Raw genomic sequence first — 20,352 nt, forward strand, 5'->3', positions numbered from 1 at the left:
ACCATCGCCTATTCCGCCGGCTCGACCGGCGGAAACTGGGCAGTGAAAGCCTTGACGATTTTGGAGAAGCCGATTCCCTTGGACGATTTCACCATGACGACATCGCCGGGACGGACCGCCTTTATCACCAGCGGCAGTAATTCATCGGTGCTCTGCCTGTATTCGGTGTGAATTTCAACCGGCAAGGCGTTTTTAAGCACCGACATTTCAGGGCCACCGATAAAAAGTGAACTGACTTCGGCATCCACGATCGGACGTGCGAGGTCGGCATGCAGCTTGCCCGACTGACGACCGAGTTCCAGCATGTCGCCGAGAACGGCGATGCGCCGTCCCTTAGGACCTTCCGGCTTGGACGACTGGAGCAATGCCAGCGCCGCACGCATGGAGGTCGGATTGGCATTATAACTTTCGTCGATCAGCGTGAATGTGCCGCCATCGGGATGTTGCAGCACATGCTGTGCGCCGCGCCCGCCTTCTGCTGAAAGGGCCGCCATCGCCATCGTCACCTTGGCGAGATCGGCGCCGACGAGATCGCAAGCGCCAAGGACAGCCAGCATGTTCTGCACGATATGACGGCCCGGTATGCTGACCTTCACGACGGCTTCGTGATTGCCGATCTTCACCGTCATGCAGGAGCATGTCGGGTGCAGCTTGACTTCGCGCAGGCGATAATCGGCGCGCGCATTTTCGCCAAAGGTTGAAATATGCTCGACGCCAGCTTTCTCCGCCAGTTCTTCCAACTGCTTGAAACGCTTGTCGTCACGGTTGAGCAGCGCATAGCCGCCCGGTACGATGCCTTCGAAAATCTCGGCCTTGGCGACCGCGATTTCTTCCAGATTGGCGAAATGGCCAAGATGCGCGGGCGCGATCAGCGTGATCAGCGCCACATGCGGGCGCACCATCTTCACCAGCGGACGAATTTCGTCATGATGGTTCATGCCGATTTCGAACACGCCGTAATCGGTATCGGCTGGCATGCGGGCGAGCGTCAGCGGCACGCCCCAATGATTGTTGAAGGATGCGACCGAGGCATGAACCTTGCCAACGCCGGACAGGACATGGCGCAGCGCTTCCTTGGTCGTCGTCTTGCCGACCGAACCCGTCACCGCAATGATCTGCGCCTTCGAGCGCGCACGCGATGCAATCCCCAGCTTGGTCAGCGCTTCAAGCACGTCTTCCACGACGATCATCGGCACTTTCAGATTGCCGAAAGCAGGCAGGCGATGCTCAGCCACCACCAGAAGACCTGCGCCAGCCGCCATTGCCGCCGTGGCAAAGTCGTGGCCGTCAAACAGGTCGCCCTTGATGGCGAAAAAAGCCTCGCCGGGCTTCAGCGTGCGGCTGTCGATGGAAATGCCGGTGATGCCTTTAGGGAGCTTGCCGAAGGGCCTGCCTCCCATGGCCTCAACCATATCAGCCGATGACCACAGCCAGTCTTTCATCCCTGACGCTCCTCAAGACGGGCAGCCAGTGCGGCTGCGACTTCCGCATGATCGGAGAACGGCAAGGTGATGTTGCCAACGATCTGGCCTTCCTCATGTCCCTTGCCCGCAACCACCAGCGTGTCGCCCGGCATCATCATGGACACAGCCGTGAAGATCGCTTCGCGGCGATCGCCGATTTCGGTCGCTCCGGTTGCCGCGGCCATGATCTCGGAGCGAATCTGCGCCGGCACTTCCGAACGCGGATTGTCGTCCGTGACGATCACCACATCGGCAAGACGCGAGGCGATTTCGCCCATGATCGGGCGCTTGCCCTTGTCACGATCACCGCCGCAACCGAACACGACAATCACGCGGCCCGTGGTGAATGGGCGAACCGAAGTCAGAACATTTTCAAGCGCTTCCGGCTTATGCGCATAATCGACATAGGCTGGTGCGCCATCTTCGGTCGCACCCACCAGATCGAGACGGCCCGGCGCGCCCTTCAGGCGTTCCAGCGCGCGCATGGCGGCGGCAGCGGGCACGCCCGTAACCATAGCGAGACCGGCTGCGACCAGCGCATTCGCCACCTGGAAATCACCGGCCAGCGGCAGCTCGATTTCAAAGATTTCGTCGCCGATGCGCACTTCCACATGCTGGCGGAATCGCTCATGCTCGACGCGCTTCAGATTGATGAAACTGCCCTTGCGGCCGACGGTCTTCACGTCACAACCGGCAGCGGTCGCCGCATCGATGGCCTGTTGCGAGAAATGATCGTCCGAAAAGATGATCGCAGGCGCACCCTTCGGCAGCAGCGTATCGAACAGGCGCATTTTCGCGCCGAGATATTCTTCGATGGTCGCGTGATAATCCATATGGTCGCGGCCAAGATTGGTAAAGGCGCCAGCGGCGAGTTTCACGCCGTCGAGACGGCGCTGGTCCAGCCCGTGCGAAGAAGCTTCCATCGCGGCATGGGTCACGCCTTCATCGGCAAGTTCGGTCAGAACGCGCTGCAACTCCACCGGATCGGGCGTCGTCAGCGAATTATAGTCGCTGCGGGTCGGCGAAAACACGCCTGTCGTGCCGATGTTTGCAGCGGGGAAGCCTGCATAGGCCCATATCTGACGCGTGAAGGAAGCAACGGAGGTTTTGCCGCTCGTGCCCGTAACGGCAACCATGATTTCAGGCTGCTTGCCATAGAACTGCGCCGCAGCGGTGGCCAGCGCATGACGCGGATCGTCTACATGCAAGACTGGCACGCCCGCATCGGCGATGGTTGCATCCTTGGCGGCGATGACGGCGGCAGCGCCGCGTTTGATCGCATCCGCAGCGAATGCCGCTCCATCCGCCTTCACGCCTTTCAGCGCGGCAAAGAGAAAACCGCGTTCGACCTTGCGGGAATCCGAGGTAACGCCCGTGATTTCAACCTCACCGTCATTGCCGGAGGCCAGTTCCTTAAAAAGAGCGATTTCCTTCAGTTTCATGGCAATCAAATCCAAATTCCGTTGCGTCGTACCCAAAGTGGCCTCGCGGCCTGAAGCTGCACCACACGAATCAGTCGTATTCGTTGGAAACCATTGCTGGCGGCAATTCCTGTTTTAAATCAGGCCCGCCGCTTACATTGCTAACAGTTGCCGGTAGCGCATCCAGTTCGAAGTTCGGTTTGACCCCGAGGAAGGATGCCGAGCGACTGATGATTTCATAGACCATCGGCGCAGCATTGAAGCCCGCGGTCGCGCCGAATTTGCCCTGTTCCGGCTTCGGCTCGTCGATGATGGTCAGCACCACATAGGCCGGATCTTCGATCGGAAACGCGGCAAGGAAGGCGTTAAAGCGCGAATCCTTCGAATAGCGACCGTGAACCACCTTTTCAGCCGTACCCGTCTTTCCACCGACACGATAGCCCGGAACGGCTGCGCGCTTGCCCGAACCGCCCGGCGCCGTGGCATTGAGGCGGTAGAGATAACGCATATCAGCAGAAACTTGTGGATGAACGACCTGCTTCTCTCCCAGCGCGACGGTCTCAGCCTGAGAACGCATCAGGAAGGTCGGGTTGAACAGCTTGCCACCGTTCATCAACGCTGCCGCACCCACCGCAGTCTGCAACGGGGTCGTCATCATGCCGTGACCGAACGAGATGGTCATCGAATGGACCTTCTTCCAGACGCGCGGCTCAACGGGACGCGCCACTTCCGGCAATTCCGTCTGCATGCGGTCAAGAAGACCCATCTTCTTGAGGAAGGCGCGGTGGCCTTCGATGCCGACGGCATCGGCTTCGCGACCGGAACCGATGTTCGACGAATAGATGAAGACTTCCGGCAGCGTCAGCCAGCGGCCCTTGCCGTGGAAGTCGCGGATGGTCTGGCGACCGAACACCAGCGGACGCGTCGCATCGAGCTTCGACTGCAAGGTGAACTTGCCGGAATCGAGCGCCATCGCCGTCGTGAAGGTCTTGATAGTCGAGCCCATTTCATAGGTGCCCGCCGACATGCGGTTGAGGCGATCCTTGTCGAGCGCATTGACCGGGTTGTTCGGATCGAAATCCGGCACCGAGGCCATGGCGATCACTTCGCCGGTCTTGATGTTGAGAACAACGGCGCCGGCAGCAATGGCGCGATAGCGCTCCATGGCCTTGACCAGAACGTCGCGCATGATGTGCTGCACGCGAATATCGATGGACAGACGCACCGGCTCCAGCGACTGACCGGTCGCAAGACCGGCAAGACGGAGATCGGTCAGGCCCTGGCTGTCGATATATTTTTCCATACCGGCAATGCCCTGATTATCGACATTGACCAGACCGAGAATGTGGGATGCGGTAGGACCGCCCGGATAGAAGCGGCGCTTTTCGGTGCGGAAACCGATGCCCGGAACGCCCAGCGCCATGATCTGGCTCTGCTGCTTCGGCGTCAGGCCGCGCTTGACCCAGACAAAGCCCGCGCCGCTCTTGAGGCGCTTATAGGTCGCCTCCCAATCGAGATCGGGTAGCACCGTGGAGAGCATTTCGATGGTTTCGTCGGGATCGACGATCTTGCGCGGTTCGGCGTAGAGCGAAGCGGTGTTGATATCGGTCGCGAGAATTTCGCCGTTGCGATCCAGAATATCCGGGCGCGAGGCAAGCTGCTGCACCGCTGGACCGGAAGCATCTTCGTCCTCACCGCCGATCATGCCGAAATAGACGAGCTTGCCGCCAATCACGCCATAAATGCCGACGAAGCAGGCAATCGCCATCCACAAACGGTTGCGCGCACGATTGCCGTGCTTTTTACGCGACCCGACAAAAGCCATGTTGCCAGCCAGCTTTTCATCGCCGACCGGCTCCATGCCGTCCATCATATCCTGCTTTTTCTTTTTTGAAAGACCGAGTTTCAGCCGCATGATCAGTGCTTTGCCCCGCTCTTCTTGACGCTGCCGGTCGTGATCTTGTCCTGTTCGAGGACGCCGCTTGCCACCAGTTCATCGGTGCCGGAGATGATTTTCTGAATGTCGTCCAACGGACGCTCCGGAATGTCACCGGCGCTCAAAATGAGCTGCTCGGCCACGATGGGCTGCAGGTTCAGTTCTTTTTCATAAACGCCCGTCAGGCTTTGCAGACGGCCCGGCTGGGTCATGAGCGCCCAGTCGGCGCGCAGCAGCGTGATCGTGTCGCGCTCGGAATTGATCTGACGCGTCAGCTTGGCAATGACCGCGATCTGCTTTTCCGCGTCATACTTGATGGTGTAGGTGACAGCCGCTGCCACCAACATCGCCGCAATCATGATGAGATCGAAAGTACGCAGCACTCGTTCAACTCCGGCTTAGTTCATGCGTTTCAGGCAGTTTGGGAAGCCCGAACAGCGAAAGATCATCTTCAAGCGACGGATTATCAGTCCGCACTCCTGCGCGCAGCTTCGCCGAGCGCGCACGTGGATTGCGGGCTTCTTCTTCCGGCGTCGGCCCGACAGCGCCCTTGACGGCGGGCGTGAAACTTGGATGGCGCACATGGGTTTCGGGCATATGCCGCGAACCCGCACTGCCGCCTGCACGATCCGCGAAATAGCGCTTCACCATGCGGTCTTCGAGCGAATGGAACGTCACCACCACCAGCCGACCGCCGGGCTTTAAAACCTGTTCGGCTGCCAGCAATGCGCGGGCCAGTTCACCCAACTCATCATTCACGTAGATGCGCAATGCCTGAAACACGCGCGTCGCAGGATGGATAGGCACTTTGGGATTACGACCGACCAGCGTTTCAATCGCATTGGCGAGATCAAGCGTGCGGGTGAACGGCTGCGCCTCGCGGCGCTTCTCGATCATCCGCGCGATGCGCCCTGCATGACGCTCCTCACCGAGGAAATTGAAAATGCGCGCCAGATCGCCCATCTTCAGGCGATTAACAACATCGGCAGCGCTGGGACCTTTGCTGGACATGCGCATGTCGAGCGGCCCGTCCTTCTGGAAGGAGAAGCCGCGCTCGGCTTCATCGATCTGCATCGACGAAACACCGATATCGAGCACAACGCCATCCACTTTGCTGCCTGCTCCCTTCACATGCGCAACGGCTGAATCCAGTGCCGAAAACCGGCTTTCCACCAGATGCAGACGCCCTGGAAACTGCTTTTCGATGGCGCGTCCGGCTTCGATGGCCGTCGGATCGCGGTCGATCGCGATCACTTCGGCGCCCTCGTCCAATATGCGACGGGTGTAGCCGCCTGCCCCAAAGGTGCCGTCGACGATGACTTCGTCGGGCTTGGGCTTGAGAGCGTCAATCACCTCGGAGATCAACACCGGAACGTGACGGACTTCAGCCCCTTCGGCTTGAGATTTGTCTCCGCCGAGGCTCGCCATCATTCCGTTCCTTTCCCGGGAGTTGCCCCCGCTATCCTGTTTTCTGTCTGCGGATTCCGACCATTTGTCGTCATGACGGATTCGTTCGTCAGTTATCGGATATTAAGCTTAATGAAGCGTTATCCTTTACATGAGCGCACAGGAATATTGAGGGGAGTAAGGGAGTAAGGGAGTAAGGGAGTAAGGGAGTAAGGGAGTAAGGGAGTAAGGGAGTAAGGGAGTAAGGGAAGAGGATCGCGAGCGCTTTGTCAGCGCAAGCGTTTTTTTCGGGGCTACGAGTTCCTACCCTATTCCCCTATTCCCCTATTCCCCTATTCCCCTATTCCCCTACTGCCCTTCCTCCTCCCCCTATTGACGCGCCACCCGTCTGCCATTATTAAATGCAAATAGTTTGCAAGTGCATATTGGTAATAAAGGTATTTAGCATGACACCCCATGGAGCGGGCCCCTCCGAAGGTCATGACGTCACTTTTGAAGGCTGGCGGCGGGATCGCGGCGAAGCCTCAATGTCCGATGTTCATCGCTCCGTGGCGGTCAACCGCTCCGGGTCGCGCTTTCGCAAGGCCATGGCCTTTGTCGGCCCTGGCTATCTGGTCGCCGTCGGCTATATGGACCCCGGGAACTGGGCGACCTCGCTCGCCGGTGGTTCCCGCTTCGGCTATGCGCTGCTGTCGGTCGTGCTGCTGTCCAACCTAATGGCCGTTTTGTTGCAGGCGCTCTGCACACGGCTCGCAATCGCGACTGGCCGCGATTTGGCGCAGGCCTGCCGCGACGCCTATCCCCGTTTTCTCGCCTGGCCGCTCTGGCTGCTGGCGGAACTGGCGATCTGCGCCACCGATCTTGCCGAAGTCATTGGCACAGCCATCGGCCTCAACCTTCTGTTCGGCATTCCGCTCGAACTCGGTGTCATTATCACCGCCGCCGACGTGCTTCTGGTGCTCTATCTGCAAAATAAGGGCTTCCGCCGCGTCGAGGCGCTCATCATGACGCTTCTGGCCGTCATCGCGCTCTGTTTCCTGATCCAGATCCTGATGGCGCAGCCGAAATGGAACGAGGTCATTCTCGGATTTGCGCCAACGGTCGAGATCATCCGCAACCCGGACATGCTTTATATAGCGCTCGGCATTATCGGCGCGACGGTCATGCCGCATAATCTATATCTGCATTCGGGCATCGTGCAGACCCGCGACTATGGACACACAACCGCTGAAAAGCGCGAAGCCATCCGCTATTCGACGCTTGATTCCACCATCGCGCTGACATTCGCGCTGCTGGTCAATGCATCGATCCTGATCCTCGCCGCAGCCAGCTTCAATGCGACCGGCAATACCGGCGTGGAAGACCTCGACAAGGCGCATGCCCTGCTCAACCCGCTGCTCGGATCATCGCTTGCCCCCACGCTTTTTGCCATCGCGCTTCTGTGCTGCGGCCTGAATTCGACCATAACCGCCACCATGGCGGGGCAGATCGTCATGGAAGGTTTTATCCGTATCCGGTTGAAGCCGTGGCTGCGCCGTGCCATCACCCGTTTTGTGGCCATTGTGCCCGCGGCTGTTGTGACGATCATGTACGGTTCGCAGGGCACGACGGAACTCCTGATCCTGTCGCAAGTTGTACTCAGCCTGCAATTGCCCTTCGCGGTCATACCGCTGGTCATGTTCACGGCGGAAAAGAAGAAGATGGGATCGCTGGTCGCACCACGCTGGGTCACCATTCTGGCCGCCATCACTGCGGTCATCATCGTCGTTTTGAACCTGAAGCTCATCTATGACTTCTTCACCGGCGTACCGATCTGATTAATCCAGCGCATCCCGAAAAGTGTGAAACGGTTTTCGGAAAAGATGCGCGTTAAAATGAAGGATCCGCGCAACGCCTCCCAAGCAACTGCGCACAAGCAAAAAGCCCGGCTCAAAGCCGGGCTTTTTCGCTATCGAAGAAGTGTCAGCCGGTCTGTAAGCCGGGTTCTGTATGGCCGGGCTTTCGCCCGACGTGGCAGCCATTCATCTGGGACGGATGTTGCCACCCGCCTCTTGCAACCCACCCGGACGACTGATCCGGAAACCGATTGCCGGTCCTTGCGAACCGGCGCGCCGTCCCTATTCGGTTTTGCTCCCGGTGGGGTTTACCGTGCCGTCTGCATTGCTGCAGACGCGGTGGGCTCTTACCCCACCCTTTCACCCTTACCTCGTCATCCCTGTCGTTGCAGCTTCTGCACAACGATACGGAAGACGAGGCGGTTTACTTTCTGTGGCACTATCCCTGGGGTCACCCCCGCCGGGCGTTACCCGGCACCGTGTTTCCCTGGAGCCCGGACTTTCCTCACCTGCCGCCTTTCGGCATATGACAAGCGCGGCTGCCCGACCGACTGACACCGCGTATAAATTCGCTTCTGCCCGAAAAAGCAACAAAAAAGCCGGTAGCAAAACCGCTACCGGCTTTTCGTTCACATCAAACGGCTTGAAACTCTACGCAACCGCCGACGCAAATTCTGGAGCGAACTCCAAAAGCGATGCTTAAAGTCCGGCCATATATGCCTTCACCGAGCTGCAATATTTCGCAGAGATCGGGTTCATGCGCTTTGCACCATGACCGGCATTGTATTTCAGGATCGTGCCGCAGGTGCTGCCGCCGCCAAGCTTCTGGGCCATGGCGAGGTATTTCATGCCGTACTGGATGTTAGTGGCAGGCTCATAAAGCCCCTTGGCCGAGCCGGAATAGCCCATGGCGCGCGCCGTCGAGAGCTTGATCTGCATCAGGCCGATTTCGCCTGCAGCACCGCGCACATTCGGCTGGAAATTGCTTTCGTGACGCACGACCGCATGAGCGAGCGAGGACGGTACGCCATAAGTGGAAGCGTAGCGGTTGATGATCTGTGAGTAGCCGCTGCCGCTCTTGACCGAACGGCTGGCACCACCGGACTTGGACGAACCGGAACGCGAACCCTTGCCTGCGGGGGCTGCGCGGTTGGTGATGACGGACGCCTTTTTGACCGAAGGCTTCGCCTTGTCGGCCTCAGCAACTTTGTTCTGCTGACGCGCCTTGAGAAGTGCTACGAGGTTGGTTGGTTCACTTGCAGGGGCGCTAAGCGCCGGATTCAGGCCAAACGAACTCATCGCGCCAACAAGGGCGCTAACAATAACAAATTTTACTTTCATAACCTACCGTCTTGGAACGTTTCTTATGGGGGACCGCCCGTCTTGGGGGGAGACGATCCGTTTATTCGGGTCCCGTCCGGTATGAGCTCTCGAGGCCCATTTCCGCTGGGATTGATCGATGATCTGAAGGGGAAATGCAGCCGAAGATTGGTTGCAAAAGTAAAATCGTCTTACAGGTTGTAACAAAACCGACTCAATCGGACGTGAGTCGACGCCCCGTCACTTAAGCGAGGTCTAAAAGGTGATTCGGCTAAATTTTTGAAATTTTGAACGAAATTCTAATTAAATTGCGAAAGACGCCCGATGGATACTGCTTGATCAGGCGGTAACATTTTGCAGGGAAAAAATCAGCCTGTAGAGGGTATCTATGGTAGAAACATCGGCCACACCGTCTACATTTTGTGGCCGAAAGTGACGCTGAAATGCCTTAACCACGATTTCCGTGGCTTCATCGAAGATACCGGTGATCTCAATTCCATAGCCGTAGAGCGCCAGCATGGACTGCAAAGCCTCCACCGGCTGCCCCTGTTCGCCCCGCGCCAGAAACCGTCCGCCGCGGATCGGCGTCGGCTCCACATAATGCCCGACACCCGCCTCATGCAGACGTTTCCACGGAAAGCTCTGGCCGGGATCGGTCTTGCGCGCCGGTGCGATGTCCGAATGCGCCAGCACGTTTTCCGGCGCGATGGCGTGGCGTGCACAAATATCGCGGCTGAGACGGATCACCGCCTCGATCTGCGCATCCTTAAACGGCGGATAGTCTTGCAGAACGCCCGGATTGACGATTTCGATGCCGATAGAGGCCGAATTGATGTCGGTCTCGCCCTTCCAGAAGCTCTTGCCCGCATGCCAGGCGCGGGCCTTTTCCGAAACCATCTGCAACACCTTCCCGTCCTCTAGAACGAGATAGTGAGCCGAGACCTGCATTTCGGGCGATTTCAGAATGTCGATCGCCTCCTGCGCGGTCGCAAGGCCGGTATAATGCTGGATCAGAAAAACCGGCGTCTTGCCGTCACGGCGCGGGCCGAAATTGGGCGAAGGATCGAGCGTGGCATCGGGAAAATCGGGCTTTTCCAGCGCCAGTTCCGCCAATTCCTCATCCTGAAATCCGGTTGCGTCGCTCGACGTCTGCATCACGCAGCCTCCAAATGCTTTTCTATGCTCGCCCAAGCCGCGTTTATGGCAGCAAGGCGCGCATTGGCAATAGCAATAAATTCGAGCGGCAAACCTTCGGCAACCAGCCGGTCGGGATGGTGCTGCTTGACCAGCGAACGGTAGCGGCTGCGCGCAGTATCAAACGACACCCCGCGTTCAAGACCCAGAATGGCATAAGGATCGCCCTCGCCACGCTGCACATGCCGGATCGCGATGCGGTCGAAGGCAACCTCGTCAAAGCCGAAAATACCGGCGACTTCGGTTAGAAATGCCAATTCCTTTTCATGGACATAGCCATCCGCCTTGGCGATATGAAACAGTCCGTCGAGAATATCTTCCAGAAGATGGCACTCGGTCTGGCCTTCCTGACAAAGTCCGGCCAGCTGGCGCGCATAGCTTTCGAAACCCGCCACATCCTGCTTGGCCAGATCGTAAAGCCGGGCGACATGCGCGGTTTCTTCCTGCGGCACCGCAAAAATATCCTGGAAAGCGCGTATCTCGTCCTGCGTGACCACGCCGTCGGCCTTCGCCATTTTTGCGGAGAGCGCGATCATGGCAATCGAGAAGGCCACCCGCCTGCGCGTATCGGCATCGCCTTCAAAAACGGTGCGCACAGCCTCGATAACGCCTGTAATGGCGTTCGACGTCACTGACGCCACAAACTCACCGATGCGAACCCAAATCGACATGGGGCTTTTCTACAAAATTCCGTCGCGGCTGGAAACCGCCTGCATGAAGCGAAGTCGAAAAAACAATGATTTATATGCGCTTATCACCGGTCTGTGATAAGAAATGCCCTGAACTGTTATGGTGTAAACCAAAAAAGGAGAACGCTGTTCCCAATTAATTGGATTGAACGGCGTTCTGGCGTTCATTGAAGGAGCGTTGTGCCGTCGCGGCGGCAGCTTCTCCGGCGGCCTGGGCCTGCTCGGCATTTTGCCCGACAGCCTTTGCGGCAGATTCGGCATTAGTGCGGGCGCGTTCGATGGCAGCCGCCTGTTCTTCGGGCGTGGTCACGCCGGCGTCCTCGCGCAGTGCCTTGACGAGATCTGGCCCCTCTTTTTCCGATGCGCCTTCCGCTGGTGCGGCAGGCTGGGAAACAGCAGCGCCGTCCTGCGCCGGAGCGGCAGCCTTTTCCTCGTTGCCCTTGCCGCAAGCAGCAAGCGCAACCAGAACAATGGCGGCAACGAAAAACAGGGTGTTACGGTTCATGACCAAAGCCATAACCGAAGATAGCCTGCGTTTAAACACGGAAATCGCTTGCGCGCCGTCTTTCCCGTAAAATGCCGCGGGATCGTTCATGCATTACACTTCCTTCTGGGACAAATGGCGATCCAGTTTCCCGGATCGCCATTCGTATGACGTTTACCACACGGGTCTATGACAGCTCACCAGCCGTAACTTGCCCGCGCTTTATTGATACAAAATAGCACCCGAGCTTAATTAGCAGGCGCAGTACCAGTACCGCCCGTACCCGTGCCCGGATTTGCCGGAGCCGGTGTTGCAGGCGTGGTGTTCGTATCATTGTTCGAAGGTGCGGCCGGCGTCGTCGGGGCCGGTGCCGGAGCGTTGCTTGCGCCGTCATCCTTCTTGTCGTTGCAGGCGGCAAGGCCCAGAAGCGATACAGCGGCAACAGATGTAATCAGAAACTTCTTCATTTTGGCTCTCCTTCCTAGCGTGGGTTGCTCGATCCGAGCTCATCCCTGTTGAGCATGGCGCAGTTTGCGCAGACACCCCTCTGCTCTTTTCATAGCTTTCTTCGTGTCCATCCGGCTTCTTACCGGTCGGGCACTTTTGCGGTTGGATCAGGCACAGAACTCCTGTCGATACCCACCGTCACAAAAGAAAACGGCAGACCAAAGGAAAGGTTCTCTCAATTAGTCTTACTGTCCGTAATAAAACGCCAATATTGCAGACACTTAATCCCGCATTTCCCAGTCAGAAGCGATCATTAGTCCGTCAATCCCCCATGTCACAGCGGTGTCATGCCCCGTGTTTAACTTTTTTGAAACCAAGCACGGGATTCGTCCCAAAGGGGAATTCATGGCCGACCAATCAGCCGACGGTACTATTCTGAAGCGTGCAGTAACCCAGAACCATGCGCTTTCCCGCGCGGGTTTTTCGGAACGATTGTTTGCCTGGCTCTTTAAGGGGCTGGTCTATCCGCAAATCTGGGAAGATCCGGATGTGGACATGGCGGCCCTCGCCATTCAGCCCGGTCATCGCATCGTCACTATCGCGTCTGGCGGCTGTAACGCGCTTTCCTATCTCACCGCCGATCCCGCCCGCGTCGAGGCCGTTGATCTCAACGAGGCTCATGTCGCCTTCAACCGGCTGAAGCTGGCCGCGCTCAAGAACCTGCCAGATTACAGCGCCTTTTACCGCTTCTATGGCAAGGCTGACGACAAGACCAATCTGGCTGCCTATAAGCGCTTCGTGCGTCCGCATCTTGATGCCGAAAGCCGCGCTTACTGGGAAAAGCGCAAGTGGAACGGTCGCCAGCGCATTTCCATCTTCTGGCGCGATCTTTACCGTCACGGCCTGCTCGGCGTATTCATCGGCATGGGCCATCGCGTGGCGCGGCTCTATGGCATTGATCCGCGCGATATTCTCAAATCGCGCAGCATGGAAGAACAGCGCAGCTTCTTCGACACCGCACTTGCGCCCTTGTTCGAAAAACGCATGGTGCGCTGGGCAACCGCACGCAAATCCTCGCTGTTCGGTCTTGGCATTCCGCCCCAGCAATATGATGCGCTGGCCACCGCCGGAAACGGCAATATGGCCGAGGTGCTGCGCAGCCGCCTTGAAAAGCTCGCCTGCGGCTTTCCGCTGACGGAAAACTACTTTGCCTGGCAGGCTTTCGGACGCGGCTATAGCGGCAACGAAGAAACCGGCCCTCTGCCGCCTTATCTGTCGCGCGCCAATTTCGAAACAGTCCGCGCCCGCGCCGGCCGCATGACGGTGCAGAACGCCAATTACACCGACTTTCTGGCCGCCAAACCCGCCGCATCGGTGGATCGCTATATCCTTCTCGACGCGCAAGACTGGATGAACGACAGCCAGCTGAATGCCGTTTGGAGCGAAATCACACGCACTGCCGCACCGGGCGCTCGCGTGATTTTCCGCACTGCCGCCGAGCCGAGCCTGCTGCCCGGTCGCGTCGCGCCGGAAATTCTCGACCACTGGGAATACCGCGAAGACGAATCCCGCGCATTGCATGACCGCGACCGCTCGTCGATTTATGGCGGCTTTCACCTTTATGTCCTGAAGGACGCGTGACATGCTGCAAAATACTGAAGGCACGCAGGGCAACAGTCAGGGCGCAAGTCATGCGCGGCTGATGGACCGGGTCTATCGCCGCCAGCGCCACTTTTATGATGCGACCCGCAAATATTACCTGCTGGGGCGCGACGAGATGATCGCGACGCTCAATGTGCCGGACGGCGGCAGCGTTCTGGAAATCGGTTGCGGCACGGGCCGCAACCTCGTCAAGACGGCCGAACACTACCCCGATGCCAAACTCTATGGCATCGATATTTCAGCAGAAATGCTGGATACGGCCCGCAGTGCCGCCAAACGTGCGGGCATCGAAAGCCGCACCCGGCTGGAACGCGCCGATGCGGCGCAGTTCGATCCCGAACAGCTTTTCCATCAAACAGGCTTCGACCGTATCTTCATTTCCTATGCCATATCGATGATCCCGCAATGGCAATCGGTCATCCGCGAGAGCATTCGCCATCTGGCGCCACAAGGCGAGTTGCATATCGTCGATTTCGGCGATCAAAGCCGCCTGCCCCGATGGTTCAAGCGCGGGCTCTATAAATGGCTCGACTGGTTTCATGTCACGCCGCGTCAGGACATGTTCGCCGTGTGCGAATGGCTTGCTGCCGAACGCGGCCTCACAGTGGAACGCCGCGTGCTTTATCGCGGCTTTGCGTGGATCGCCGTCATCCGGGCTTTTGCATAAAATTAGGAGCAACAACGCCACAGGCTGGTGACGACCGGGTGCGGATCGCGTAACCGTTGTAGGGACTGATTCGCGACACCGGAAACCCTGCATGAAACGTCTCATGAGCCGTCTGGCCAGCCGCAATTTTCTTGGCCCCTGCTTTGCCTCCTGCATGGGCGTTTTTCTGCTTTCGGCCTGTACGACAGTGGATTACGATTTTTCCGATGTGAAAAAGAACGGCACGGTCGCCCGCATCCCACCTCCATCGGGATCGGTGAAGGCGCCGCGCTTCGGCGACCGCGATCCGCATGACTGGACCGGCAAGACGCCCTGGCACTATCCGATCCACGGCACTGACGTTTCGAAATACCAGACCAGTGTGGACTGGAGCGCGGTCCGCGCCAGCGGCATTTCCTTTGCCTTTATCAAAGCGACGGAAGGCGGCGACCGTCTGGACGACCGCTTTGCCCAACACTGGAATGGCACACGCGAGGCGGGCATTCCCCGCAGCGCCTATCATTTCTATTATTTCTGCCGTCCGGCCATCGAACAGGCGCGCTGGTATATTCAGAACGTGCCGCGCGACCCGTCCGCGCTGCCGCCCGTTCTCGACATGGAATGGAACCCGCAATCGCCGACCTGCAAATTGCGGCCCAATGCGGCGGTTGTGCGCAAGGAAATGCGCATCTTCCTTTCAGCGCTCGAAAAGCATTACGGCAAGCGTCCGATCATCTACACGACCGTCGATTTCTTCGACGATAACGACCTGCGCCAGCTTCCAGACTATCCGTTCTGGCTGCGCTCGGTCGCGGGCCACCCGGACGAAAAATACGGCCCGCATCCGTGGACTTTCTGGCAATATACCGGCACGGGCAGCATTCCGGGCATCAAGGGCGACGCGGATATCAATGTCTTCGCGGGCGACGCAGCCACATGGAAAAAGTGGCTGGAAAGCAACAAGGGCCGTTAAGACGGGCCCGTTTGGCTGATCGCACCAAGTTTTGCTTCATTTCCGGGTCTTGTTGGGGCAATAGCTTTAACAATTCCCGGAAGGGCAAGCCTGTGCCCTGCAAAATAGTGTGAGTTACCGATGAAGTTTGTTGCTTCCATCATGACAGCCGCCCTGCTCGCTTCGACCGCTGTGTCGCATGCGCAGACCGCCAGTGCGTCTCCGGCACCTGCGGCTCCGGCTGAAACTGCCGTGAACATGCCCAAGCCCGAATGCGAAACCGATCTCGGCCAGTGGGTCGAAAATCTGGCCAAGGAAGCGCGTGAAGCTGGCGTCGGCGACAAGGGCATCAGCGAGCTGCACAAGGCCTCGCTTGAACAGAAGGTGCTCGACCGGGATCGCAAGCAGACCGTCTTCAACCTGACCTTCACCGAATTTTCCAAGCGCCTCATCTCCGAAGCGCGCCTGAAAAAAGGCCAGGAAAATCTGGTCAAATATGCCGATGTCTTCAAGAAAGTCGAAGACACCTATGGCGTGCCGGGTCCCGTTCTCGCTGCCTTCTGGGGCCTTGAAACCGACTACGGCGCGATTCAGGGCGATTTCGACACGCTGAATGCGCTTGTTACCCTTTCCTACGACTGCCGCCGCCCGGACCTTTTCCGTCCGCAGCTGATCGCGCTGCTCAAGCTGTTCGACACGGGCGTTGTCGATGCGAGCACGACCGGCGCATGGGCTGGCGAAATCGGCATGATGCAGCTTCTGCCCAAGGATTATCTGGAGCGCGGCGTCGATGGCGACGGTGACGGCAAGGTCGATCTGAAGAACAGCGTTCCCGACGCCATGATGACCGCCGGTCGCATGATTTCGGAACTTGGCTGGAAACGCGGCCAGCCGTGGCTGGAAGAAGTGCGCATCACCAAGGATTTGCCTTGGGAAGAAGCCATCCGCACCAACCGCAAGCCGCACTCCTGGTGGGCCGCGCAGGGCGTGACCGGCCTGAAGGGTCCGCTTGGGCCGGATGACGGCGATGCCTCGCTGCTGCTGCCGCTGGGCCGCAAGGGCCCGGCCTTCCTGTCCTATGCGAATTTCGACGTCTTCGTCGAATGGAACAAATCCATCGTCTACGCCACAACCGCAGCCTATTTTGCGACCCGCCTCGCGGGTGCACCTGCATTCGATCCCGGCAATCCAATTCCGGGTCTGACGCAGGACCAGATGAAGGAGCTGCAAACCAAGCTTCAGGCGCGCGGCTATGATATGGGCGCGAAGATCGACGGCGTTTACGGTCTCCTGACCCGCGATGCCGTGCGCGCCGAACAGATGCGGCTTGGCATGCCGGCCGATTCCTGGCCAACCCAGGAGCTGCTGGACAAGCTCTGAGTCACACAATGAAGGCGCGGGCTAATCCCCGCGCCTTTTCCTTTCCGACACCCTGACCGCGAATGCCTGCCTCATGCTCACCACCCTGATCGTCGTCCTGCCCGTATTTGCGCTGATTTTTTCCGGCTGGGGGGCGTTCAAGCTGAAAATACTGGGACCGCACGCCATAGCAGAGCTGAACCGCTTCGTGGTTTATCTGGCGCTGCCTGCGCTGCTGTTCGACATCATGGCCAACACCCATGGCAGCGAACTCTGGCAACCGGGCTTCATCGCCGTCTTCCTCTTGAGCAGCGCCGTCGCCTTCGTCCTGCCCTTTCTGGTGCGGCTGCGCGGAAAGCTGCCGCTTGCCGACACCGCGCTGGACGGCCTCAATGCCGCCTATCCCAATACCGGCTATATGGGCATTCCGCTGTCGATGATCGCTTTCGGTTCCGGCGTTCTGGCTGCAACCACCATTTCCATCATCATCACCGTTTGCGTGACTTTCGCCTTTGCAATCGTGCTGATCGAGATCGGCCTGCAAACCGAGAAGAAGCCGTTTCATCTCGTCTGGAAAGTCGTCCGTTCGCTTATCCGCAATCCGCTGCTTTTTGCACCGGCGCTTGGCGCGATATTTTCTTTCCTCGGGCTGACGATCCCCGCCCCCGCCGAAACTTTCCTGAAAATGCTCGGCGGCGCAGCATCGCCCTGCGCGCTCGTGGCGCTTGGCCTGTTCCTCGCGCAATCGCGCAAGGTCGAACGCGAAAGCGTCAACGCCATTGCATTCCTCGTGTCGATCAAGCTGATCGTCCAGCCACTCGCCACATGGCTGCTCGCGGTCTATGTCTTCGGATTGCCGCCGCTGATGGCGGAAAGTGCCGCCCTTCTCGCCGCCTTGCCGACGGGCACCGGCCCTTTCATGCTCGCCGAACATTACCGGCGCGAGGCGGCCATCACCTCCAACGTCATTCTCTATTCGACGGTAATTTCGGTGGTAACACTCTCCGCCTATCTGGCTTTGATCCGCTGATAAAAAGCGGGATTTCGCATAGGCGCATTGTAGAAGCGGATTGTGGGAATTGTGGCTATTTCCCTGTAAATCCTGTCAGTTCTGTGTCTTTTTCATGAAATGTGAACAGATTTTTCAGGTCAAAAATTTCAATAACTTAGGTGGTAAACAGAAGGTTTTTTTCGCAATCACGCCAGGTTGCAGCACGAAATCTTCTTTTGTTCTCGGCTTTTTGCGCTTAGATTCCAGTCTCTACCAGCGCGCACCGGACGCTTGTCTGGCGCATATGAAGGAGACAGACCGATGGGACTGACACGATCTTTGAATGTCCTCATGATCTGTGCAGCATTTGCATTTGTTGCAGCGTTGATAGCAGGCGTCATACCGTAAAGCAGACGCGAAGTTACTTTTAAAGCATGTCTTTTTCCCAAAACCGGGACCCACTTTTGGGAGACATGCTTTGACCAATACGGCGACACAGGTTTCGAGGATAGACCGGTCTCGCAAGAAACAGAAAGCCCGCCATTTCGGCGGGCTTTCTTTATTTTCAGGCAGGCTCCAGCACCGCTTCCGTCTTCGGGCGAATGCCAATCATATGGCAGATCGCATAGGGCAGATCGGCACGGTTCATCGTATAGAAATGGAAGTCCTGCACACCGCGCTCGATCAGATCCATCACCTGTTCGGCGGCGATGGCCGCAGCCACGAGCTGATGCGTCTGCGGGTCGTTTTCCAGCCCGTCGAAACGCTCGGCCAGCCAGGCCGGAATATGCGTCGCGGAACGGGCGCAGAAATTCTTGACCTGCTTGAAATTATGCACCGGCAGAACACCCGGAACGATCGGGATATAAATCCCCGCCCGGCGCACGCGCTCGACATAACGCTCATAAAGATCGTTCTCGAAGAAGAACTGCGTGATGGCGCGGGTGGCGCCAGCATCGACCTTGCGCTTCAGCATGTCGATATCGGTCGCGAAATCCGGGCTTTCGGGATGCTTTTCCGGATAGGCGGAAACCGAAATGTCGAAATCCGCAATCTGGCGCAGGCCACCGACCAGATCGGCACCGTTCAGATAACCGCCGGTTGTCGGCACATATTTTTCACCAATCCCCGCTGCCGGATCACCGCGCAGGGCCACGAAGCGGTTCACGCCAAGATCGGCGAACTCGCGCACCACGCGGTCAACTTCCTCGCGTGTAGCATCCACACAGGTCAGATGCGCCGCAGGCTTGATGTCGGTTTCTTTAAGGATACGCGCCACCGTCCGTATTGTACGCTCACGCGTGGAACCGCCCGCGCCATAGGTCACGGAGACGAATTCCGGTTGCAGCGGTGCCAGCCGTGTGACCGTTTCCCAAAGGCGCTGTTCCATTTCTTCCGATTTGGGCGGAAAGAATTCGAACGATACCCGGGTGGTCTGGCCGACATCCGGTCGGCGGGAAAGACCATAAAAACCCATCACACTGTCTCCGTCATGCTTGATTCATTCGTTGCCGGATCGGCAATGAGAAGACGCGGATCACGTGCAAGCCAAAGCTTGACGGTCAGCCCCTCATCTCCGCTTGCGCCTTTCGGGCTTAATTCCAGCGTCTTTTCAGGCTCAAGGCCCGCTTCCTTCATCCAGCTCAGCATCTGCTCGTCGCTGAAGCCAAGGCGCAAATGCGCATGGTCTTCGCGCAGGAATTCGAGCGTATGCGGCGCAAAATCGACAATCAGCAAGCGACCGTCCGGACGCAGCGCACGCGCGCCTTCACGGATTGCCGAAAGCGGGTCATCCAGAAAGTGCAGCACCTGATGGATCGTCACCAGATCGAAGCTCTCGCGTTCGACCGGCAGGGCATAAACGTCGCCCTGGCGCACCTGCGCATTGCCGATGGCCGCAAGATCGAGATTGGCGCGTGCCACGGCCAGCATGTCGCGATTGATATCGATGCCGAGACCGCGCGCATAAAGCGGCGCGAAAAGCTCCAGCAAGCGCCCTGTGCCGGTCCCGACATCGAGCATGGCCTGAAACGGCTTTTCGCCGACGATCTTCTTGAGTGCGGTTTCGACCGCATTTTCGGAAACATGCAGCTTGCGGATTTCGCCCCAGCTGCCAGCATTGGCGCTGAAATAGGCCGCGGCCTTTTCCTGACGGCTGGATTTGACCTGCGAAAGCCGCTCCTGATCGCGCTCGACCAGCGCATCAGAGCGGTCGAGCCGCGCCAGAAGCCCGCGCGCCAGATCGCCGCTGATCGCATTATCCGCCAGCCGGAAATAGGCCCATGCCCCTTCCTGATAGCGGTCGATGAGATCGGCTTCGCCCAACAGCTTGAGATGGCGCGACACACGCGGCTGCGACTGGCCGAGAATTGTCGTCAGATCGGAAACTGTCAGGTCGCCCCGCGCCAGAAGCGCCAGAATGCGCAGACGGCTTGGCTCTGCCACCGCCTTCAACACATCCACCATCTGATCGAGTTGCAATTGCAAACCGGCCATGTCCTCAGCTCTTCCGTTGCGGCACAACCATGGCTGCGCTCAAAAACATA

At 58.4% G+C, this 20,352-nt stretch carries 17 protein-coding genes, 1 other RNA gene and 1 pseudogene; 6 read left to right on the forward strand and 13 right to left on the reverse strand.

All coding sequences use genetic code 11. The features are described from left to right. Window positions 1-8: 8 nt before the first annotated feature. The 5 genes from FIC94_RS05165 to rsmH form a co-directional block, all read right to left on the reverse strand. Window positions 9-1,442, reverse strand: coding sequence for a UDP-N-acetylmuramoylalanyl-D-glutamyl-2,6-diaminopimelate--D-alanyl-D-alanine ligase (locus FIC94_RS05165; RefSeq protein WP_140024181.1), 1,434 nt, complete (start codon window positions 1,440-1,442; stop codon window positions 9-11). Beyond that, on the reverse strand, window positions 1,439-2,911 hold the full coding sequence (locus tag FIC94_RS05170; RefSeq protein WP_109370265.1) for a UDP-N-acetylmuramoyl-L-alanyl-D-glutamate--2,6-diaminopimelate ligase: 1,473 nt from the start codon (window positions 2,909-2,911) through the stop codon (window positions 1,439-1,441). Before FIC94_RS05170 ends, FIC94_RS05165 begins: the two co-directional genes overlap by 4 nt. Before the next feature lie 64 nt (window positions 2,912-2,975). Then, window positions 2,976-4,799 (reverse strand): peptidoglycan D,D-transpeptidase FtsI family protein, encoded by a 1,824-nt coding sequence (locus FIC94_RS05175; RefSeq protein ID WP_109369416.1) that lies wholly within the window; start codon window positions 4,797-4,799, stop codon window positions 2,976-2,978. Window positions 4,800-4,801: 2 nt separating this feature from the next. Next, complete coding sequence (gene ftsL / locus FIC94_RS05180) at window positions 4,802-5,203, reverse strand: cell division protein FtsL (RefSeq protein ID WP_109369417.1); 402 nt, start codon at window positions 5,201-5,203, stop codon at window positions 4,802-4,804. A gap of 4 nt (window positions 5,204-5,207) precedes the next feature. Further along, window positions 5,208-6,251: a 16S rRNA (cytosine(1402)-N(4))-methyltransferase RsmH gene (rsmH, locus tag FIC94_RS05185; protein ID WP_180917910.1), complete on the reverse strand. Its 1,044-nt coding sequence runs from the start codon at window positions 6,249-6,251 to the stop codon at window positions 5,208-5,210. A gap of 422 nt (window positions 6,252-6,673) precedes the next feature. Between rsmH and FIC94_RS05195 the strand changes: the two genes are divergently transcribed. Continuing rightward, a complete protein-coding gene (locus tag FIC94_RS05195) occupies window positions 6,674-8,044 on the forward strand; it encodes an Nramp family divalent metal transporter (RefSeq protein WP_140024182.1) in 1,371 nt (456 codons plus the stop codon). 141 nt (window positions 8,045-8,185) lie between these two features. On the opposite strand, the gene rnpB is transcribed toward FIC94_RS05195, so the two are convergent. The 6 genes and pseudogenes from rnpB to FIC94_RS05225 all read right to left on the reverse strand — a co-directional run bounded on the left by rnpB (window position 8,186) and on the right by FIC94_RS05225 (window position 12,216). Beyond that, window positions 8,186-8,617: RNase P RNA component class A (gene rnpB, locus FIC94_RS05200), an RNA gene on the reverse strand. A gap of 144 nt (window positions 8,618-8,761) precedes the next feature. After that, a complete protein-coding gene (locus FIC94_RS05205) occupies window positions 8,762-9,403 on the reverse strand; it encodes a lytic transglycosylase domain-containing protein (RefSeq protein ID WP_140024183.1) in 642 nt (213 codons plus the stop codon). Window positions 9,404-9,721: 318 nt separating this feature from the next. Beyond that, complete coding sequence (locus tag FIC94_RS05210; protein WP_140024184.1) at window positions 9,722-10,537, reverse strand: N-acetylmuramoyl-L-alanine amidase; 816 nt, start codon at window positions 10,535-10,537, stop codon at window positions 9,722-9,724. Beyond that, window positions 10,537-11,247, reverse strand: a complete 711-nt coding sequence (locus tag FIC94_RS05215; RefSeq protein ID WP_109369422.1) for a J domain-containing protein — start codon at window positions 11,245-11,247, stop codon at window positions 10,537-10,539. Before FIC94_RS05215 ends, FIC94_RS05210 begins: the two co-directional genes overlap by 1 nt. Before the next feature lie 154 nt (window positions 11,248-11,401). Then, window positions 11,402-11,853 (reverse strand): annotated as a pseudogene (locus FIC94_RS05220) (antifreeze protein). A gap of 144 nt (window positions 11,854-11,997) precedes the next feature. After that, window positions 11,998-12,216 carry a hypothetical protein gene (locus FIC94_RS05225; RefSeq protein WP_109369424.1) on the reverse strand — a complete coding sequence of 73 codons (219 nt, stop codon included), beginning with the start codon at window positions 12,214-12,216 and terminating at the stop codon, window positions 11,998-12,000. A gap of 385 nt (window positions 12,217-12,601) precedes the next feature. Between FIC94_RS05225 and FIC94_RS05230 the strand changes: the two genes are divergently transcribed. From FIC94_RS05230 to FIC94_RS05250, 5 genes are all read left to right on the forward strand, one after another. Further along, window positions 12,602-13,837: a BtaA family protein gene (locus tag FIC94_RS05230; protein ID WP_140024186.1), complete on the forward strand. Its 1,236-nt coding sequence runs from the start codon at window positions 12,602-12,604 to the stop codon at window positions 13,835-13,837. Window position 13,838: 1 nt separating this feature from the next. Then, window positions 13,839-14,525, forward strand: a complete 687-nt coding sequence (locus tag FIC94_RS05235; RefSeq protein WP_140024187.1) for a class I SAM-dependent methyltransferase — start codon at window positions 13,839-13,841, stop codon at window positions 14,523-14,525. Window positions 14,526-14,628: 103 nt separating this feature from the next. Then, a complete protein-coding gene (locus FIC94_RS05240) occupies window positions 14,629-15,477 on the forward strand; it encodes a glycoside hydrolase family 25 protein (RefSeq protein ID WP_121536626.1) in 849 nt (282 codons plus the stop codon). 120 nt (window positions 15,478-15,597) lie between these two features. Further along, window positions 15,598-16,836 carry a lytic murein transglycosylase gene (locus FIC94_RS05245; protein WP_109369427.1) on the forward strand — a complete coding sequence of 413 codons (1,239 nt, stop codon included), beginning with the start codon at window positions 15,598-15,600 and terminating at the stop codon, window positions 16,834-16,836. Window positions 16,837-16,909: 73 nt separating this feature from the next. After that, window positions 16,910-17,845, forward strand: a complete 936-nt coding sequence (locus tag FIC94_RS05250) for an AEC family transporter (protein ID WP_140024188.1) — start codon at window positions 16,910-16,912, stop codon at window positions 17,843-17,845. Window positions 17,846-18,371: 526 nt separating this feature from the next. Here the strand turns inward: FIC94_RS05250 and metF are convergent. Together metF and FIC94_RS05260 are read right to left on the reverse strand one after the other, a co-directional pair. Further along, window positions 18,372-19,283 (reverse strand): methylenetetrahydrofolate reductase [NAD(P)H], encoded by a 912-nt coding sequence (gene metF / locus FIC94_RS05255; protein ID WP_121536418.1) that lies wholly within the window; start codon window positions 19,281-19,283, stop codon window positions 18,372-18,374. Further along, window positions 19,283-20,302 carry an ArsR/SmtB family transcription factor gene (locus FIC94_RS05260; protein ID WP_109369430.1) on the reverse strand — a complete coding sequence of 340 codons (1,020 nt, stop codon included), beginning with the start codon at window positions 20,300-20,302 and terminating at the stop codon, window positions 19,283-19,285. The genes metF and FIC94_RS05260 overlap by 1 nt, the downstream gene beginning before the upstream one ends. Window positions 20,303-20,352: the final 50 nt, after the last annotated feature.

This window comes from Ochrobactrum teleogrylli (assembly GCF_006376685.1).
Taxonomy (GTDB): Bacteria; Pseudomonadota; Alphaproteobacteria; order Rhizobiales; family Rhizobiaceae; genus Brucella; species Brucella teleogrylli.

Coding starts and splice junctions, on each gene's coding strand:
- FIC94_RS05165 (WP_140024181.1), bottom strand. CDS start 1,442: ATGAAAGACTGGCTGTGGTCATCGGCTGATATGGTTGAGGCCATGGGA.
- FIC94_RS05175 (WP_109369416.1), bottom strand. CDS start 4,799: ATGCGGCTGAAACTCGGTCTTTCAAAAAAGAAAAAGCAGGATATGATG.
- rsmH (WP_180917910.1), bottom strand. CDS start 6,251: ATGATGGCGAGCCTCGGCGGAGACAAATCTCAAGCCGAAGGGGCTGAA.
- FIC94_RS05195 (WP_140024182.1), top strand. CDS start 6,674: ATGACACCCCATGGAGCGGGCCCCTCCGAAGGTCATGACGTCACTTTT.
- FIC94_RS05205 (WP_140024183.1), bottom strand. CDS start 9,403: ATGAAAGTAAAATTTGTTATTGTTAGCGCCCTTGTTGGCGCGATGAGT.
- FIC94_RS05210 (WP_140024184.1), bottom strand. CDS start 10,537: ATGCAGACGTCGAGCGACGCAACCGGATTTCAGGATGAGGAATTGGCG.
- FIC94_RS05215 (WP_109369422.1), bottom strand. CDS start 11,247: ATGTCGATTTGGGTTCGCATCGGTGAGTTTGTGGCGTCAGTGACGTCG.
- FIC94_RS05225 (WP_109369424.1), bottom strand. CDS start 12,216: ATGAAGAAGTTTCTGATTACATCTGTTGCCGCTGTATCGCTTCTGGGC.
- FIC94_RS05230 (WP_140024186.1), top strand. CDS start 12,602: ATGGCCGACCAATCAGCCGACGGTACTATTCTGAAGCGTGCAGTAACC.
- FIC94_RS05235 (WP_140024187.1), top strand. CDS start 13,839: ATGCTGCAAAATACTGAAGGCACGCAGGGCAACAGTCAGGGCGCAAGT.
- FIC94_RS05240 (WP_121536626.1), top strand. CDS start 14,629: ATGAGCCGTCTGGCCAGCCGCAATTTTCTTGGCCCCTGCTTTGCCTCC.
- FIC94_RS05245 (WP_109369427.1), top strand. CDS start 15,598: ATGAAGTTTGTTGCTTCCATCATGACAGCCGCCCTGCTCGCTTCGACC.
- FIC94_RS05250 (WP_140024188.1), top strand. CDS start 16,910: ATGCTCACCACCCTGATCGTCGTCCTGCCCGTATTTGCGCTGATTTTT.
- metF (WP_121536418.1), bottom strand. CDS start 19,283: ATGGGTTTTTATGGTCTTTCCCGCCGACCGGATGTCGGCCAGACCACC.
- FIC94_RS05260 (WP_109369430.1), bottom strand. CDS start 20,302: ATGGCCGGTTTGCAATTGCAACTCGATCAGATGGTGGATGTGTTGAAG.